At 30.6% G+C, this 16,842-nt stretch carries 26 protein-coding genes; 1 reads left to right on the forward strand and 25 read right to left on the reverse strand.

Annotated features, from left to right (window positions below; all coding sequences use genetic code 11):
- Positions 1–106: 106 nt before the first annotated feature.
- The 3 genes from rpmF to DYE58_RS00430 all read right to left on the reverse strand — a co-directional run bounded on the left by rpmF (position 107) and on the right by DYE58_RS00430 (position 2,142).
- On the reverse strand, positions 107–286 hold the full coding sequence (gene rpmF, locus DYE58_RS00420) for a 50S ribosomal protein L32 (protein ID WP_004822430.1): 180 nt from the start codon (positions 284–286) through the stop codon (positions 107–109).
- Positions 287–288: 2 nt separating this feature from the next.
- Complete coding sequence (locus DYE58_RS00425; protein ID WP_004822431.1) at positions 289–804, reverse strand: YceD family protein; 516 nt, start codon at positions 802–804, stop codon at positions 289–291.
- A gap of 135 nt (positions 805–939) precedes the next feature.
- Complete coding sequence (locus tag DYE58_RS00430) at positions 940–2,142, reverse strand: acetate/propionate family kinase (RefSeq protein WP_004822433.1); 1,203 nt, start codon at positions 2,140–2,142, stop codon at positions 940–942.
- Positions 2,143–2,241: 99 nt separating this feature from the next.
- Here DYE58_RS00430 and DYE58_RS00435 point away from each other — a divergent pair, with 99 nt between their 5' ends.
- Positions 2,242–3,399 carry a tRNA(Met) cytidine acetate ligase gene (locus DYE58_RS00435; protein ID WP_115311909.1) on the forward strand — a complete coding sequence of 386 codons (1,158 nt, stop codon included), beginning with the start codon at positions 2,242–2,244 and terminating at the stop codon, positions 3,397–3,399.
- 48 nt (positions 3,400–3,447) lie between these two features.
- Here DYE58_RS00435 and gloA read toward each other — a convergent pair whose 3' ends face one another.
- From gloA to DYE58_RS00535, 22 genes are all read right to left on the reverse strand, one after another.
- Entirely contained in the window at positions 3,448–3,819 is a 372-nt protein-coding gene (gloA, locus tag DYE58_RS00440) for a lactoylglutathione lyase (protein WP_004822436.1), read from the reverse strand.
- 14 nt (positions 3,820–3,833) lie between these two features.
- A complete protein-coding gene (locus DYE58_RS00445; protein WP_172463306.1) occupies positions 3,834–4,469 on the reverse strand; it encodes a 7-carboxy-7-deazaguanine synthase QueE in 636 nt (211 codons plus the stop codon).
- Positions 4,459–4,854, reverse strand: a complete 396-nt coding sequence (queD, locus tag DYE58_RS00450; protein ID WP_004822439.1) for a 6-carboxytetrahydropterin synthase QueD — start codon at positions 4,852–4,854, stop codon at positions 4,459–4,461. Before queD ends, DYE58_RS00445 begins: the two co-directional genes overlap by 11 nt.
- Before the next feature lie 308 nt (positions 4,855–5,162).
- Complete coding sequence (locus DYE58_RS00455) at positions 5,163–5,597, reverse strand: protein-export chaperone SecB (protein ID WP_004822440.1); 435 nt, start codon at positions 5,595–5,597, stop codon at positions 5,163–5,165.
- Entirely contained in the window at positions 5,598–5,930 is a 333-nt protein-coding gene (locus DYE58_RS00460) for a hypothetical protein (protein WP_004822442.1), read from the reverse strand.
- Complete coding sequence (locus DYE58_RS00465) at positions 5,931–6,482, reverse strand: hypothetical protein (RefSeq protein ID WP_004822444.1); 552 nt, start codon at positions 6,480–6,482, stop codon at positions 5,931–5,933.
- Between the two features lie 188 nt (positions 6,483–6,670).
- Positions 6,671–7,024: a phage holin, LLH family gene (locus tag DYE58_RS00470; RefSeq protein ID WP_245946022.1), complete on the reverse strand. Its 354-nt coding sequence runs from the start codon at positions 7,022–7,024 to the stop codon at positions 6,671–6,673.
- Positions 7,025–7,142: 118 nt separating this feature from the next.
- Complete coding sequence (locus DYE58_RS00475; RefSeq protein ID WP_218563697.1) at positions 7,143–7,442, reverse strand: hypothetical protein; 300 nt, start codon at positions 7,440–7,442, stop codon at positions 7,143–7,145.
- Positions 7,409–8,215: an NlpC/P60 family protein gene (locus DYE58_RS00480; protein ID WP_004822449.1), complete on the reverse strand. Its 807-nt coding sequence runs from the start codon at positions 8,213–8,215 to the stop codon at positions 7,409–7,411. Before DYE58_RS00480 ends, DYE58_RS00475 begins: the two co-directional genes overlap by 34 nt.
- A 9-nt stretch (positions 8,216–8,224) precedes the next feature.
- Positions 8,225–8,479: a hemolysin XhlA family protein gene (locus tag DYE58_RS00485; RefSeq protein ID WP_004822450.1), complete on the reverse strand. Its 255-nt coding sequence runs from the start codon at positions 8,477–8,479 to the stop codon at positions 8,225–8,227.
- 55 nt (positions 8,480–8,534) lie between these two features.
- The gene (locus tag DYE58_RS00490; RefSeq protein ID WP_004822452.1) at positions 8,535–8,810 is read right to left on the reverse strand and encodes a type II toxin-antitoxin system YafQ family toxin; all 276 of its coding nucleotides are present in this window, start codon (positions 8,808–8,810) and stop codon (positions 8,535–8,537) included.
- Positions 8,807–9,028, reverse strand: coding sequence for a type II toxin-antitoxin system RelB/DinJ family antitoxin (locus tag DYE58_RS00495; protein ID WP_004822454.1), 222 nt, complete (start codon positions 9,026–9,028; stop codon positions 8,807–8,809). The genes DYE58_RS00490 and DYE58_RS00495 overlap by 4 nt, the downstream gene beginning before the upstream one ends.
- A 128-nt stretch (positions 9,029–9,156) precedes the next feature.
- On the reverse strand, positions 9,157–10,815 hold the full coding sequence (locus DYE58_RS00500; RefSeq protein WP_004822457.1) for a hyaluronate lyase N-terminal domain-containing protein: 1,659 nt from the start codon (positions 10,813–10,815) through the stop codon (positions 9,157–9,159).
- Positions 10,816–10,959, reverse strand: a complete 144-nt coding sequence (locus tag DYE58_RS10980; RefSeq protein WP_169311344.1) for a hypothetical protein — start codon at positions 10,957–10,959, stop codon at positions 10,816–10,818.
- Positions 10,952–11,116 carry a hypothetical protein gene (locus DYE58_RS10985; protein ID WP_004822458.1) on the reverse strand — a complete coding sequence of 55 codons (165 nt, stop codon included), beginning with the start codon at positions 11,114–11,116 and terminating at the stop codon, positions 10,952–10,954. Before DYE58_RS10985 ends, DYE58_RS10980 begins: the two co-directional genes overlap by 8 nt.
- Complete coding sequence (locus tag DYE58_RS00505) at positions 11,109–11,345, reverse strand: hypothetical protein (RefSeq protein ID WP_040552883.1); 237 nt, start codon at positions 11,343–11,345, stop codon at positions 11,109–11,111. The genes DYE58_RS10985 and DYE58_RS00505 overlap by 8 nt, the downstream gene beginning before the upstream one ends.
- Positions 11,342–13,012, reverse strand: a complete 1,671-nt coding sequence (locus tag DYE58_RS00510; protein ID WP_004822460.1) for a phage tail protein — start codon at positions 13,010–13,012, stop codon at positions 11,342–11,344. Before DYE58_RS00510 ends, DYE58_RS00505 begins: the two co-directional genes overlap by 4 nt.
- Entirely contained in the window at positions 13,012–14,118 is a 1,107-nt protein-coding gene (locus DYE58_RS00515) for a radical SAM/SPASM domain-containing protein (RefSeq protein WP_004822462.1), read from the reverse strand. Before DYE58_RS00515 ends, DYE58_RS00510 begins: the two co-directional genes overlap by 1 nt.
- Entirely contained in the window at positions 14,118–14,591 is a 474-nt protein-coding gene (locus DYE58_RS00520) for a hypothetical protein (protein ID WP_004822465.1), read from the reverse strand. Before DYE58_RS00520 ends, DYE58_RS00515 begins: the two co-directional genes overlap by 1 nt.
- Positions 14,584–14,928 carry a hypothetical protein gene (locus DYE58_RS00525; RefSeq protein ID WP_004822466.1) on the reverse strand — a complete coding sequence of 115 codons (345 nt, stop codon included), beginning with the start codon at positions 14,926–14,928 and terminating at the stop codon, positions 14,584–14,586. The genes DYE58_RS00520 and DYE58_RS00525 overlap by 8 nt, the downstream gene beginning before the upstream one ends.
- A complete protein-coding gene (locus tag DYE58_RS00530; protein ID WP_004822469.1) occupies positions 14,918–15,745 on the reverse strand; it encodes a putative phage tail protein in 828 nt (275 codons plus the stop codon). Before DYE58_RS00530 ends, DYE58_RS00525 begins: the two co-directional genes overlap by 11 nt.
- Positions 15,738–16,835, reverse strand: a complete 1,098-nt coding sequence (locus tag DYE58_RS00535; RefSeq protein ID WP_040552886.1) for a baseplate J/gp47 family protein — start codon at positions 16,833–16,835, stop codon at positions 15,738–15,740. The genes DYE58_RS00530 and DYE58_RS00535 overlap by 8 nt, the downstream gene beginning before the upstream one ends.
- Positions 16,836–16,842: the final 7 nt, after the last annotated feature.

Here is a 16,842-nt window from a genome sequence, read left to right on the forward strand (position 1 = left end):
CCACATATTATTAAAGGTTTTAATATAAACTATACTATGTGTCATAAGTTAATATTTTATAAACAAAAAACTCCCCTGTACAGGGAAGTTTTCTTTATCATGATTATTACTCTGTTACAAGCACTTCTTTTCCATCATAATATCCACAGCTTGGACAAACTCTGTGCGGCATCATTGCCTCGTGACAGTTTGGACATTCTACTATAGTTACTTTATTTAATCTATAAGAAGATGCTCTTCTCTTGTTTCTTCTTTGCTTTGAAGTTTTTCTCTTAGGTACTGCCATTTTTACACCTCCTCATCATTAAATAAATTTAGCAGTTTTTCAAATCGTAAATCTATTTGCTCATCTTGTGAACAATCACATTCATGAACGTTTAAATCAACTCCACACTTTGGACAAAGTCCCTTGCAATCATCTTTACAAAGACTCTTCAAAGGAATCGACGTTATCACTTGAGAGATAACTAATTCATCCAAATATATTTCATCATTTTCAACTTGAAAAAACTGTGAATCAGATTCGTCTGTAAAGTCTTCTTCAAATGAATAAGCTTCAAGACTTGAATCTACAATTTCTTTCATTGGTTTTAGGCATCTGTCACAATTGGTGTCAAATGAATAATTTACCGTTAAGTCTAACTTAAAATTATCACCTAACTTAGTTACAACTCCACTATACTTTACAGGAAAGTTTATATTTAACCCATCTATGACATATTCTGTTTCGTTTTTTTCTATTTGCCCTTCAAAGTTTAAATTTTGATCCGGACTTTTGAGAAAATCTTTTAAATTAAGCCTCATAAATCACCTCAAAATTTCATACAGGTAATTATATCTTGAAATCTCGATTTAGTCAAGTCTAATTTAAACCAAATCATTGATAATTACACATAAATTCTAAATAAATACTATTAAATTTTATACACTTAAAAACAATTATTTTACAAGTAATTCAGTATCTCTTGCTATCATAAGCTCTTCATTTGTAGGTATTACCATTACTTTTATTTTAGAATTTGAAGTAGATATGATTTTTTCTTCTCCTCTAATTTTATTTTCAGCTTTGTCTATTTCGATACCAAAAGCTTTAAGTTTTTCACAAACGTGTTCTCTAGTTTCTGGAGAATTTTCTCCAAGTCCTGCTGTAAACACTATTCCATCAATACTTTCAAGAGAATCAAAGTGACTCATATAGCTTGCTACAAATTTAGCTACACTTGTTTCATATACATCAAGTGCTAATTTAGCTCTTTCATTTCCAGAATCAGCAGCTTCTTCTATATCTCTAAAGTCAGAAGAAACTCCGCTAATTCCAAGAACACCTGATTCTTTATTTATGATTTTATCTACTTCTTCAGCTGAAATATTCTTCTTAGACATTAAAAAAGTAACTATTGCCGGGTCGATATTTCCACTTCTTGTTCCCATTGGAAGTCCTTCAAGTGGTGTGAATCCCATAGTTGTATCATAACTTTTTCCACCTTTTACAGTTGTTATACTAGCTCCATTTCCAAGATGGCAAGTGATAAGATTAATTTCATCAACACTCTTTCCTAATATTTCTGCAGCTCTTTGAGTTACATATTTATGAGATGTTCCATGGAAACCATATCTTCTAATTTTATATGATTCATATTCTTCATAAGGAATAGCATATATATAGTTCTTAGCCGGCATTGTTTGATGGAATGCAGTATCAAATACAGCTACTTGCTTAACATTTGGAAGTAGTGCAGATACAGCTTCAATTCCCATTATATTAGGAGGATTATGAAGAGGAGCTACCTCAACATTAGCTTCTATAGCTTTCATAACTTCTTCTGTAATTACTACAGACTCAGCAAAGTCTTCTCCACCATGTACTACTCTGTGCCCAACTGCACCTATTTCATCTAATGAACTTAATGCACCATAGTTTTTGTTAACAATTGACTCCATAACAATTTTAAGAGCATCTTTGTGATCTTTTAATGGTTGTTCTATAACTTCTTTATCTTTACCTATTGTCTCGTGTTTAACTTTTGAACCTTCTATACCAATTCTTTCAACAAGACCTTTTGCCATTAATTTTTCTCCGTCCATATCAATTAATTGATATTTCAAAGAAGAAGATCCACAGTTTATTACTAAGATTTTCATTTTTTCCTCCTAAATATAATATCTTTGTACATTTGACTTATTTTATTATATCATAGATTAAAATATTGTGAAAAAACTAATTAAAGAAAGGTCTAAAAAATGTCTATAAAAGCAATAATAGCTGAATATAACCCATTCCACAATGGACACTTACATCAAATAAAATTAATTAACTCAGATTATACAATAGTTATAATGTCATCTTCATTCACTCAAAGAGGAACTCCGGCAATATTAGATAAATTTACAAGAGCCAGATTGGCTATTGAAAACGGAGCTGATTTAGTCCTAGAATTACCTACAATATATTGTACATCCAATGCACAAATATTTTCTGAAGGAGCTATATCAATTTTAAATAGTTTAGATATCGTAGATACACTATGCTTTGGCTCTGAAAATTCACTTTCAGAAATAATAGATGTAGTTTATAAAACTGAAAATATAGATAACAAATCATTGGCAATTAATTTATCAAAAGGTTATTCATTTATAAAAGCTAAACAACTCTCCTATAAAAATCTTTCTGATATAGAATTTGAAATAATGAATAAACCTAATAATATTTTAGGTATAGAATATGTAAAAGCTCTTAAAAAATTTAACTCTAAAATAATTCCTTTTTCTATACCAAGAAAAAATGTAGGACATTCTTCAGAAATAATAGTAGATGGATTCGCTTCTGCTTCAACTATAAGAAATATATCCAACAACAAAAATTTTTCTAAATTAAAAAATTTAGTCCCTGAAAATACTTATGTAGCTCTACAAGAAAAAGGAACTGATATTTCACAAAACTTTTTCCAGCTATTTAAATATAAATTATTCAGTGGCAATATAAGTTTTTCGGACTATATGGACTATGAGTTAGGGCTTGAAAATAGACTATATAGCTATTTAGATACACTTGATTATAATGAATATATAAATTTAGTATCTACTAAAAGATATACTAAATCACGAATAAGAAGACTCATATGTCAAATAGTCTTTGATTTAAAAAGAGAATTTATTTTAGAGTCAATTAATCACCCTTATGTAAGAGTTTTAGGTATAAATAATAATGGAACAGACTTACTTAACAAACTAAAAGAAAAAGAAATAAATTACATTACAAAATTTTCAGATAAAAATATTTTTTCAAGCCATATAAAGAAAATTATTAAAAAAGAAATTTTAGTATCAAATACTTATAATATGTTACAAAACAACCCCTTAAATCAAGACTACAAAAACAATCCATATATACAACCTTAAATAAAAGAAGGATAGATGCATATTAATTTATCCTTCTTTTTAAACATATTATTTTTTTATAATCTCAATTTTATAACCATCAGGGTCCTTCACAAAGAAATAATTAGCTGAGTTGTCTGAAAGACCTTTTAAATCAGTTACATCATATCCTTCTCTTTTTAAACGTTCATGAAATTGAATAAAATCTTCACATTCTAAAGCTATATGACCATATCCATCACCTAAATAATAATCTCCATGATCATAGTTATATGTCAGTTCAAGTTCTTGTTCATCTCCTGGCAAACTTAAATACACAAGTGTAAATTTAGCTTCAGGAAAGTCTTTAACCCTACTTACTTTATATCCTAGTGCTGATTTATAAAATTCCAATGACTTATCTAAATCTTTTACTCTAATCATTGTATGCAAAGTTTTCATAATTCCACTCCTCGCTATACCCCTCTCATTTCAGAGTCCCATATGTACTTATGAATTTGTAATTGAAGTCTTGCATTTATTCTGTAGTTTTTCATATACTCAACCAACTTATCTATATCAGTTCCATAAACTGGAGATAAAAATATTTGTGCATCCGTTGGATACAATTTCATAACTTCTACAATAAAATTCATATCAAATTCATCAGCCACAACAAACTTTACTACATCATTTCCTCTTAGTAATTTTAGATTTTCATATAAATTAAAATCTTCCATTTTAGATGTAGGCGTTTTTATATCTAATATTATATTCACATTATTCAGCAAATATTTTGAAACGTCTTTACTCCCATTTGTCTCTATGTCAATTTCATATCCAAGCTTTAAAAGGCCACTTATAAGTTCTTCTAAATCTTGTGCCAAAGGTTCCCCACCAGTTATTGTAACACTCTTTATTTTATATGACTCAACTTCATCAATAATTTCATTAACAGTCATAAAATTATAAACTCTTTTAAAAGCATACTCTGTATCACAATAAGAACACCTTAAATTACAATAATTAAGCCTAATAAATACACTTAATTTACCACTATTAGGCCCTTCTCCATCTATGCTATAAAAAATTTCATTTACATCATACTTCATAGATTGCAACATTTCCTTCACTTTCTTGAACCTCTACCATATAACATTTTTCCCCGATTTCATCGGCAATCCACTTAGCTATATTTTCTGCTGTAGGATTGTACGGAATCACATCATTTAAATAAGTGTGGTCCAATCTTTTATGAATTTTATTCTTTATATGTGTAAAATCATACACCATTCCATTTTCATCTAAATTTTTCGATTTACAATATATATTTACAATCCAATTATGTCCATGTAAATTTTGACACTTACTTTCATAATTTAAGCTCAATTTATGAGCAGCACTTATTTCCAAAGTCTTCTTTATTTTAAACATAACTTTTACCTCAAAATTTATAAATAATTGATTTAATAATACCCATACTATTTCAAATTCCATAATTAAAAAACCTCTGCAAATAATTCACAGAGGTTATAATACTGGTGCGCCTTAGAGGATTCGAACCCCTGACCTTCTGGTCCGTAGCTAAGGCCTGCTTCTCTGTATTTAAACCTTTTTAGCGGTTTTTGTAATCTACAATTGTGATACACCAAAAATTTTTCTGGCACTTTTCAGTATTTCAAATTAAATTATTTTTATTATTAGAAAATTATACAATACTTTTTATCATATATATACATTTTTCTTTTCTTATTTACAACAAAAAAAGAGTGGAATTAAACCACTCTCTTTAGTATTAATTATTCTCAAAAATCTTCTAAATGTTCTCCCTTATCCTTAGAATCTTCTAAATATTGAATAGTATTTATTGTAGGTAAATTTAATGGAGCTATATTTGCTACAGCAGTATATGTTGAAACTATACTTCTAATATAAGGAAATAATATGGCTAGTGCATTTGGTAGAAATTTTTCAAAATCTACATTGCTATCTTTTGTAGTAAATAATCCTTCTATTATAACTTTTATCTCAAATGGAAAATTTTGTTTTTCTGCATTTTCAAAAACTTTAACTCCATATTGAACTAACATTTGGTCATCCGAGATTTGATATCCATGACCTAAATCAAATTTAATATTTATAGCATCTTCAGGATAAAATTCTTTGTTTAATTTGTATGAAACCTCTAAAACTCTATAATCTTCAAAATTAATAATTCCGTCTATATTTTTTTTCTCCATTTAAGCTACCATCCATAATTGTTCACTATTTGTATAAAAGTTATTCTTTAATTCTAAATCTTCTTTACCTTTATAAGTATTGTTTAAAGAATTAATTTCATAATCTTTTAAATTATTATAATTTATTTCATTATATTTAAGTTCTTTGTCTATGGGGTAGTTACCTACCAATTCAAAACGAGAACGAAAATCATCATTGTAAGTTAAACTATTCTCACCTAGAAAATCATCAATTTTTTTAGATAATTCCTTCCTTTTGGTCTCGTCTTTATAAATATTTCTGAAAAACTCTTCTGCTTCTTTTAAAATAGCAAGAGATTCATTTTTATTCATTTAACCCACCTTCTTTTCTACTTTTAAAATTGCTCTATCATCAATCACATTATATATAGCTTTTGGTTCTGGTGATAGATGAGGACAACTTATATCTCTAAATTTGTAAAGCTTTGTATTTACTCTATTATAAATCCCATATCCTTTTATTACATGATATGCAGATAACCTTTCTGGATATTCATTTAAAAGAAAATTTATCTTAATCCCTAAAGGTGCTTTTCTTATGGCTGGATTGGACAAATAAACTTGTTCAAAAATTTTTTCAAAATATTTTCTAATATCACTATCTGTAAAGTCTAAAAGATAATCTAAATTCACACTAAGCTCACATATAGAATAAATATCGTTTCCACATTTTCTTTCTTTATCTTTTTTCCAATACTTAGCATTTGATAAATTATCCCAAAGGTAAATGCCATCTCCTAGCCAATATTTATCACCCTTTGACTTCATTAAGTTATAAGATTTTTCAGCTATTACTTTAGATATAATTCTATCTAAATTGCAATGATATAAATTTAATTTAGAGTTACACATATTTCCAACCATTTTCTATAATTTTATGCCTATTCATTATATCAAATACGTTTAAAAAATACTGTGGATAAGATAAAATACTTATCAACAACTTTTGTTTTGTCAAGTACTATTTTTTATTTTTATACCCATTTCTAATATTTTTTCTGCAATAAAAAAGAGAGTAGAAACTTTTAAATCTCTACTCTCTGAAAACTATACTATTCACTTTTACTCACAACATTGATAATAGGCTGTGCTTCAACTTCTTTTTTCCACTTGTTTAACTCTAATACACAAGCTTCAATCATGGCATCAAGTTCATCATCTTTTATTTTAATACCTTTGTCTTTTAAATATTGAATAACATATTCTTTCTTTAAATCCCCTTGGCCACGTTTATTATAAATTTGTTCGGCAGCATTGACTGCAATCTTAACAACCTCTAATGCGTTATTGATTTTTTCTTTACCATACTTCTGTTTCAAAAGCGGAATTATGATTTTTACAATCAAAATGCTCAAACAACTTAAAATAACATAAAAAATATTTGTTATCGTCAAAACGTCTTTCATTTTACACTCTCCTAATAAAATACACCTCATATAATCAAATATAAGGCTTTTAAAAATTTAATTAATATATTTCCTTGTCTTAAATCTAAAAATTAAAATATAAGGCTAATATTGCTTATTAACCCCATTCTCCATAATTTGTGTTGTCAGTATTGTTATTTCTGACAATTTTTTCTTCATTTTTAAGTTTTTTCACTTTTATTCTTGCTAGTTGCCATAATTCAACTGTAGAGAATGAAAACCAAGCTGTAATTAACGTACTTGGTTCTCCTCCTGTATTATTAAATAGATAAATTATAGCCACTACAAAAATAACATTAAGCATAATTATAGTTGAAACCCAAAACTTACTGTAATTTGACTTTCTTTTCTTTCGTCTGTGTCTTACATAATGATTTGAACTTTGTTTTCTCTCCATTCTACTTTTGCCCCCATACTTTCAAAAGATTGTCTAACGGCCTTTTCTTTTCCATTTACAACCATATAAGTTGTACCATCTATAATGTAACCTTTTTTAATCACATTACCGTTTAAAACTATAGGTATGTTCTCAATTGGTTTATCATTTATAAGATCAACATACGCACCAGATACAAAAGCCTTTCCACCTTTATATTCAATTTCAAACCAACTATCAGCTTTACCTATTATATTTATTTTTTGAGCTTTCTTAAGTTGTCCTAATTTATCTGAATTGACTGTATTAGAAGAACGAACATTTAATATTGCAGCTCTAACAACACCTGTAGCATTAAATGTAGTAACTTCTGGTCTTGCATTATTTTTCGTCTCAAGTGCAACAACTCTATATGCACGTTGCCATCTTATTCTACTTAATGGATACGTTGAAATTCCAGCATAGATAGCTTCAAAAACTTTATTGTTGCCTAAATAAATTCCAACATGGCCAAAGTATTTACCGTTCTTATCATTTCTATACCATACAAGATCCCCACGTTCTAACTCTGACATATCAATTCTTCTAAATCTGCTATCTCCCTCTACACCCATTCTATGTGTAGTAACAGAAACACCTGGACGTGTATTCCATCCAAGTGTATTAAGCGGTTTTTGTATTAATGATGAACAATCGGAGAATCCTTTTTGAAGTCTTTTAGGTTGAGAATATCTATCGCCATCATATTTAAGCGCTTCTTTTATAAAGATTTCTGCTTTTTTCCTGTCTAACATTTTTACCTCCTATTTAAATATCCCGTGTTGAACTGCATAAAAAAAGAAGCCTACAAAGCTTCCTACTGCTAGTCCCATTCCCCAACGTAAAGTTGTTATAAGACTATCCATTTTATCTATTAAATTTTCTATCTTAATGTCAGTTCTACTGTTGTGTTGCTCTATTACATCAATCCTTTTTGAGTGGTCGTTTATTCTTATTTCATTCCTATTAACTCTTTCTAACAGATGCTGTCTATATATTTCACATTGTTTTTCATCCATAATTCACCCCGTTTTTAAGCACTAAAAAAGACAACCCCTAAGGATTGCCTATTCTCTAAAATAATTCACTATGTGAACCGGTTCTATTTAAAATTAATATTAAACTATCTTCTACCTTTTCATAAATCAACAACCAATCAGGTCCGATATGGCACTCTCTGCACCCTGTATAATTGCCTATCAATTTATGGTCTTTATATTTTCCATCTAAAACTATATCATTTGCCAAACATTCCACAACAAAATATAGTTTTTCTATATCTAGCCCAGACTTTTTTATCTTTTTTAAATCTTTTTTAAAGCTAGACCTAATTTGAATCTTTCTTTTCATAAACTATCCACAAAATTTTTAAAATCATCCATATTGTCAAACTCTGCAACTATAGGATTTGTTTCTTTTATCTCAAAAGGAATTTTTCTATCATTAACAACAGCCTTAGCAAATACATTAAATGCAGTTGACATACTCATCCCCATAGAATCACAAACCCTTGAAAATTCATTTTTTAAATTTTCTTCCAGTCTAATATTTAAATTTACATTTGCCATATAATCATCCCCTTAAGATAATTATATCATTTTACACGCATTTGTAAATAAATAATAGCTTAATTATAGGCTCCTTAAATATATTTTTCATTTAGCTAATTCCTTAGTTGAAGTAATTTAAATCTTAATTAGCGAATTACATAAGTAGCTACAGCCTGAACGAGTCTATACGCATCTGGTGGGCCAAAAACAACTACCTCTCCAGAGGTTCTTACCGCAATGTCACTTCCAGAGCATTGAACAGTAACTAGATCCATAGGCTTATAATTATCTCCTAGATAACAAAGTCTTGCACCACCCTGCTCGAATCTTACCTCTTTATTAATATATAAAGAAATAACCTTGCCATATTTATAAATTGTAACTCCACTTGTTATATTTTCTTGCTCTACTTCATCACTATTTCCACCAATAACCTTCCAACTAGACCATGTACTATTATATTTTTTCCTTAAAAATATTTTAGATTCATTTGTATCTTCTGATATAGCGATTTGTTGTGCATAACTTCCACTAAAACTTGTAGTATTAGTTACTATTAAAGCTATATAACTATTACTTGTAGGAGGCTTATTTGCTGTTGGATTTGAAATATAATAACAACCTGGTTTAGTTATGTTATTTAAATCTTTATCCCCCTCTGACAGATCAAAAAAATTACTTGGAAGTTCATTTATTTTCTTTTTGTCAGTTGAACTCATCAGTCCACTTTTACTCATTGTAGCTTCTGAATAAGTTGTATCTTGATTCGGTTTAGTATCTATAAGTCTCTTCAGTTCCTTACCTTGTTCCGCACTAAGAGCCTTATCAGTTCCGCCAGTAGTTAAATTATCGACAATACTTGCCTTATTATTTTTTAACTCTCTTGTACGTTTATCAAAATCTCCAATCCAATCCTCTAAATCACGAGTTTTATCCACAGATTCCCATGGTGTTGCAGAATTATACCCATCTGTTTTGCAACGCTCTACACTTAGTCCCTTTAAATTATTGATTTCAACTTTATTGTCCGTACCGATTATTATCGTGTCACTTGCTAATAGCTTATCTTGCTTGTTATTCCAATTAAATTTTTCAGTATTTGTAACAAGTTTGTGTGTGTCATCATCTGCTAATTCTGATAATTTAGTTTTTATATCAGTTTTATCAGCTTTATTAGCTAGCTGTTTAGTAATATCATCAAAAATTTGATTTAAAAAATTTAAATCAGTTTTTTTGATAGTTACAATAGTACCATCATTAAACTCAATCTTAGTATCACCATTATCATCAACATTTGTTCTAACTATTTTTGAAGCTTCACCGGTTTTGCCTGTCTCTCCTCTATCGCCCTTAAAGCCTTGCGGGCCAATAGGACCTCTCTCCCCAGTCTGCCCTTTTTCTCCACGTGGTCCTGCTTTGCCTTGCTCTCCCTTATCTCCTTTAGGTCCTTGAATTCTACCTACATTAGTAAATTTACCTTTGTACGCAACGTGTAAATTCCCCCCTATCATATAAGCATCCCCATCTTCGGGATTAGATGGCAATCCACTTTCATTCTCCAAAGTGCCTTTTATAGTAAGAGAGTTTCCTACATCTCCTTTATCTCCCTTTAAACCTTTGTCTCCCTTAGGACCTTGATTTAAATATGGTAAGTCGGAGTATGGTGTTTCTCCATCTCCGACTTTCATAAGTTGCGTATCTTGTTCAAAAGCTATTTCACCCTTTAAAAGCACCAGCCCAGAACTATCAAGCTCTGCTTTACTTCCGTTATTAAAAATAAATCTTCCCTCTTGAATGATTTTCATTTACGCTTGCAACTCCTTTAATACTTCTTCTACAGCAGCCTTAATGTCAAAAACTGTAGGCACTTGTTCAACTCTGTAAACACCAGCCATAATCATAGTGACCCAAGCCTTTACTATCATACTATCTCTATTAAACTTAAGCATCTATTTCCCCTCCTTCCTCTTTTAAACTGTTTAAAACATCTTGTACACATTCTTTAAGATTCCAAAGTTTTGGAACATCATCTAATGTCTTTTCATTAGCTACTATTAAATTAACCCAAGCCTTTACTACCATACTTTCATTAGTAAACTTAAACATTTGTCATACCTCCCGCCATCATAGATGTTAACTCGGCAATAGCTTGAGCACTTGCAAGTTGCATTTCTTGCACCATCATAGTCATCTCAACACCAACCTTATTTAAATCATGTGTCTTGCTCTCTACAACACTGCCCAAATAAGAAACCTGTTCTTTTAAATCCCCTTTTTCCTCAAGCTTTCTTTGTGCTTGAATTTCACTTACAGCCTTGTGATTAAACTCTATCATTCAACACTACCTCCTATCGTTGTAATATAACTTCGCTGAACTGCTTTACCTTTTTCAATAGTAAGCCTTATATTCACACCAAATTTACTTGACGAGGCTCTTTTATTTACAAAATTAAAAGCTCTCCCCTCATTAGTTACAACAGTCGCGTCTTCCCAAGTAGGAGAATAATCAAAAGCATTGTTACAAACTTCAACTTTTGAAATTGCTCCCGGCGCGACAAACCAACCCGGAATAACCAAAACTTTCTTTGCAAGTACATCAGTAATACGAGGCTCTTTTAATTGCATTACAAGTTTTTTAGCAGTTCTTGTAAAAGAAACAATCCTTTGAGAAGATAAACCATTACTATCAGTAGCAACGATTTTTATAGTCCTTTTCCCATAAGGTATTTTTAAAAACTCAAAACCTTTTACCTCATATGTGTATTGCTTTTTATTTGTAGCCTTAAATTCTTTTACAACTAATTTATTATCAAGATAAACTTTTACATTCACTTCATCATTTTCTTGGTCTGTGATTGAATACTTGTAAGATATCTCTGTATCTCTATTTCCCAAATCTAAATCACTTCCAGAAATCACGGGAGCAAAATTACTTCTCCTAAAAATGAAACGTCTATAACTTACTGCATTGTTAGAATCTTTAGCTTCAATCTCAATAGTATTTGTTTGATTAATTTCAAGTCCTTGTAACTGTTCAGTACTAATTGTTATAAATTGCTTATCCTTCCCTATGTTGCTTACATTTCTAAGTACTTTCCCATTTAACCTTTCAATTACATCAACCTTATCTCCGTTTTCATCAACAACGGTATAATTTACAGTAAAAGCTGAATTCTTATTCCCCAAATTTTTATCAATCCCCGAAATCACGGGAGCTGTATTTGTTTTTGTGAATGTGAAAGTTCTAGTAGTTGTAAGCCCTTCTTTATCTTTTGCAGTTACTTTTATATCATGTCTGCCAAGCTCATATTCATTAATTTTTATTCTTATCTCTTTAGAAATCCCAAGAGTTGTGGGAACATCTTTTTGTAAAACTTTATCATCCACTTGAATAGTAACAGTTACTGAGTCTGCATCATCCACATCAGTAATCATATAATTTACAGTAAAATCAGATTGCTTACTTCCTAAATCTAAATCACTTCCAGAAATCACGGGAGCTGTATTATTTACAACACTTAACATCTCGCCATAAATAGAAGAAGATTGTGCCCCATAAATATCTACTGCCTTTACCCTATATCTAACAGATACAGTTCCTTTTGGTACAGTGTCTGATGTTCGAGTGTTTTTTGCCCTAGATTCTATCGTTGTATAAATGCCATTGTTTAAAGACCTCTCAACTACATAATGACTTAAATTACTTTCAGAATCGCTACCATTATTCCAGCTAATTTGTATAATTTCTCCGCCTCTTATTGGTATAGGAGAAACTCTAATCCCCCCACTTAGTCTAGGAGGTGTATTTTTTTGATAATCAGATTGGCACCCTTTTTCACAAGTGGTCTGACAACTATTTTCACAAGTAGATTCACAAGACTCACATCTTTCACAATATCCACACCCGCTACTTTCATAGCAGTTTTGACCGCTCATACATACGCAATCATCACCTATACCAGTTTCAGCAGCACTACCGCAATTTCTTCCACCACAACCCATTATTTTACCTCCTCTATTCTTAAAAATCCTTTAAGGCATTGCTCTTTATAAAAACAATATGCCCTATCAGCAACATTCAAATTTTTATACTTAAAATAGTTGTTAATAGCACAACCCCCATCACACACTTGATTTAACATACACTTTTCACATCTTCCGTCTTCACTTGACTTAACTTTGTGATGATGAAATTTAGAAGCTATCTCAAGCCTTTTTTTGTCATCAACTCCAGTGTAGATATTTCCAATAATAAAATCTTTACATTCTTTGTTTTCTGTCATCTCTTGACAACTATACAAATCTCCCGTGGCTCCAACAGAGCCATACCCAGTGCAGCCAATCCCACAATTCCCGCAACCTACTATGTCAGCTTTCTTACTTCTATAATAATTCGGATCTTTAATAAGATTCGCTTGTTCTTTCATATTGTCCATTTCAGAATATTTGACATAAAATTCATTATTTTTCTTTTTTTCAACAATATAATCAACAATTTTATTTAGTTCATTTTCCAAAACCTTAAGCTCATCATCTGTCCAATCTTCAAACACATTGACAATCCCCGTCATTTGCCTATAACCCATTTGTTCGGCCCATAAATAATTTTCAAATAAATACGCAACACTTCGTGGGTCAATTGTTGGTCTAAAAGCTCCGTTTGGAAAATATTTCAAAAATAATTTATGGTCTATATCATCATAACTTCCTTTTCCTGAATGATAAGGTCGCATTAAGTTGTGACTTTCTCTATTACCATCACAAGACATAAGCACACCAACATTATTGTCTTTAAAAAACTTCAAATTTTCTTCAGTTAATAGAGTTCCATTAGTTGTAATTCCAATATCATAATCTCCATAGGTTTTTCTGATATATTCTGTTATAGGCTTTATAATTTCTTTATACTTTAACATCGGTTCTCCACCGAAAAAATTTATACTTGGCACTTTCAAAGCTTCTAAAGCATTTTTGGCATAAAAATCTACCGCATCTTTTGCAGTCTTATAATCCATTTCAAGTGGTCTTTGTACCACAAAACAATATTTACATTTCAAATTGCATTTTTGAGTTAGATTTAAAAACCCTCCAATGATTTTGGGAAACATCAAATAACACCCCTACCATTAACTTCATCATACCAACCCTCAAGAATTATAATATCGGTATTTATGTTTGCGGCACTTGCGACAAACCCGTTATAACTCATATTATTTGAAGATTGTCCTAGGAGAGTTGCAACCTGTATATCTAATCTATTTACTATCTCTGCTAAATGTTTTACATTAACAAAATTGATAATATCGTTCCATTCCATTCTCCCAAGATTTTCAGCATTGACAAAAGTACCCTGTTGAAAAACATTGCCATCAAATCTTTCATGTCTTACAAGTTGTGTGCCATCTTTATTGTTTGCAACAATTGTTTCTTTCTTCACATCTCCAAATTCAGCTATGTTGTCGTACCAAAAAACAAGTTTTAATTCTTCACCTAAAAACTGTTGCCTGTTCTTGTCAAGAAATTTATTGTTTTCCTCATCTTTTTTAAGTGCATAATACGACCTCAAGTTAAAATTATTCATTTACATTCTCCTTTACTAAATCAAAAATATTTATAGGGTCGTCAACTTCTACCTCTTGTAATCGAATATAAAAAGCAACAACCAACCCGTATCCAGTTGTCTTTAAAATACTGTCAGGCTTAGAAATTAAAATTTGCTTTTTTTCATCTAAAATATTAATGTCTGAAACATGACCTTTACCAGAACTTGCATTTAAAAAAACTTTAAGCATATTTCCCTTAACTTCCGTCTTTAAAATCTCCATCGATTCTTTCTTTTGGTCTATTATCATTTCAGCACTATCAATTCTGGACTCAATATATTTAGTTATGTCTTCAATAAATTTTTCACTTAACATCTTTACCTCCCTCAAAGCTAAACACTCTATCATCATCTAAATTACTTTGATAGATTATTCCGGTTATCTCTCCTTCGACATCTCCGCTTTTTATCTTGTTAACTGTAGGATAATAGTTTTTAGAAATATTAACTCCTACTTGAACTTTCAAATCAGAAGATACTCTTTGTGCTTCTGCATAAGTATAAGGAATATCTCCACAAGGATGTTCTCCACATAAAAAAGACACATAATTATATGTGCCATACTGAGATACAATTTGAACTTCTGCAGAAAAAGCATAACTAATTTTAATCCATAAATTAGCTGGGACAATCATTCTTAAATTTCTAAGTATACTTGCTTCATCAACTATTCCACTTTTAACAAACAATTGAAAATTAATTCCATATTCATTATATGCAAGTTCAAGAGTATAATTTTTCTTCCCGAACCATTCATTTAGCCAAGATACTAATGTCCTGTGTGTCCATTTTATTTTCCTGTTCCATAACAAATAAACCCTCTTTCTTCGCTCATTTAAACCTTCTTCCCTCTCCGGTTCAATTCTAAGCATTTTTTCATATCTTGATATCCCATACTCACTAGCCTGTAAAATAAACCTATCAGCATAAGTTTTAAGTACTCTTCTAGCTAAAAAATCAAACTCAAGGTCTTCGCTGTCTGTCCAATCCACCCAATCAGGAGATTTCGCAATAGTTTCATAATCATTATAATAAGCTAAATCAACTTTTCTTTTTAACTCAAGTGCCCTGCCTGAAAAATCCTCCTCAGTATCAAAATACCAAAGTTTTTCAATCTTTCTTTTATCATTCATTAACTACCACCGCACTTAAAAAAGCAATTTCATTTTCCTCTAAAACTCCATTTCGTTCAAACCCTTCAAGCTTTGTATTAAAAATATCAACAACCCCTTCAATATCAAGGATTAAAGACTCTAATTTAGAAATTCTGATAACTGTGGACTTTTCTTTTTCCCATTCCTTTCTCATCTGTAAAAAATAAGGTTCTAATAAATTTTTAATCTTTTCATCTAGCCCATCTTTTGAACCTCCACTTTGTAAAGTCACATTCAAAGAAATTTTAATTTCTCTCTTTTTAACCCCTTCGACAGTAACCAGATGTCCAATTGGAGCAAGCCCATATCCCTTTTGTTGATTAGCAACAGGATCTAAAACCTCTTGTACCTTACCAATCAATTCTTTAGAAGGAACATTAAACTTAGAATCACTAAAAACTATTTTTACAGTTCCGCCTCCGTTCCAAACAGGATACACCTTAACTCCACCTACACCCTCAATAGCATGGCACCAATCAAGATACTGATCAATATTCCCACCATACGCATTAGTATGGATATGCCTAAAATATCTTTCTCTAAAATCTTCAGTGTCTTCCTCCTCTTCCCCTGGTCTAATTACTCCTACTATAAAAGCATGCTTTAAATTTCTTATGCTGTCTATAGGAATCAATTTCCCATGAGGCACATTCCCTACCTCTCCATACTCTTCACATATAAGCTCATAATAATAGTAGTCCTTTTTATACTCTAAAAATTTAGTAACCATAAAATTAAGATTATCAAAATTAAACCTGGCATTAATAGGAATCTCTATATTAAACTCCCCCTTAACTATTGCCTGATTTGCCGGAAAAGGAGTTAACGCTCTATCCTTAGCTATCGCAATAAGACCTGTTCTATCTGCAGTATCTCCAAAAGTATTTTTTAATATCCAATCTAAAGTCATATAAACCAAAGAAAGCTCAACAGAAGCCGGAGCCATAGCATCATAGATAATAGAACCTTCCCTCTTATCCCTAAACTCATCAATTCTTGATAACATTCTCTCCAATAAAAAATCAGCTGAGAATTCATCAAACTGTGGTTTATATTCTCTTTGAGCCATAACACAC

Source organism: Peptoniphilus indolicus (assembly GCF_900454665.1).
GTDB lineage: Bacteria > Bacillota > Clostridia > Tissierellales > Peptoniphilaceae > Peptoniphilus > Peptoniphilus indolicus.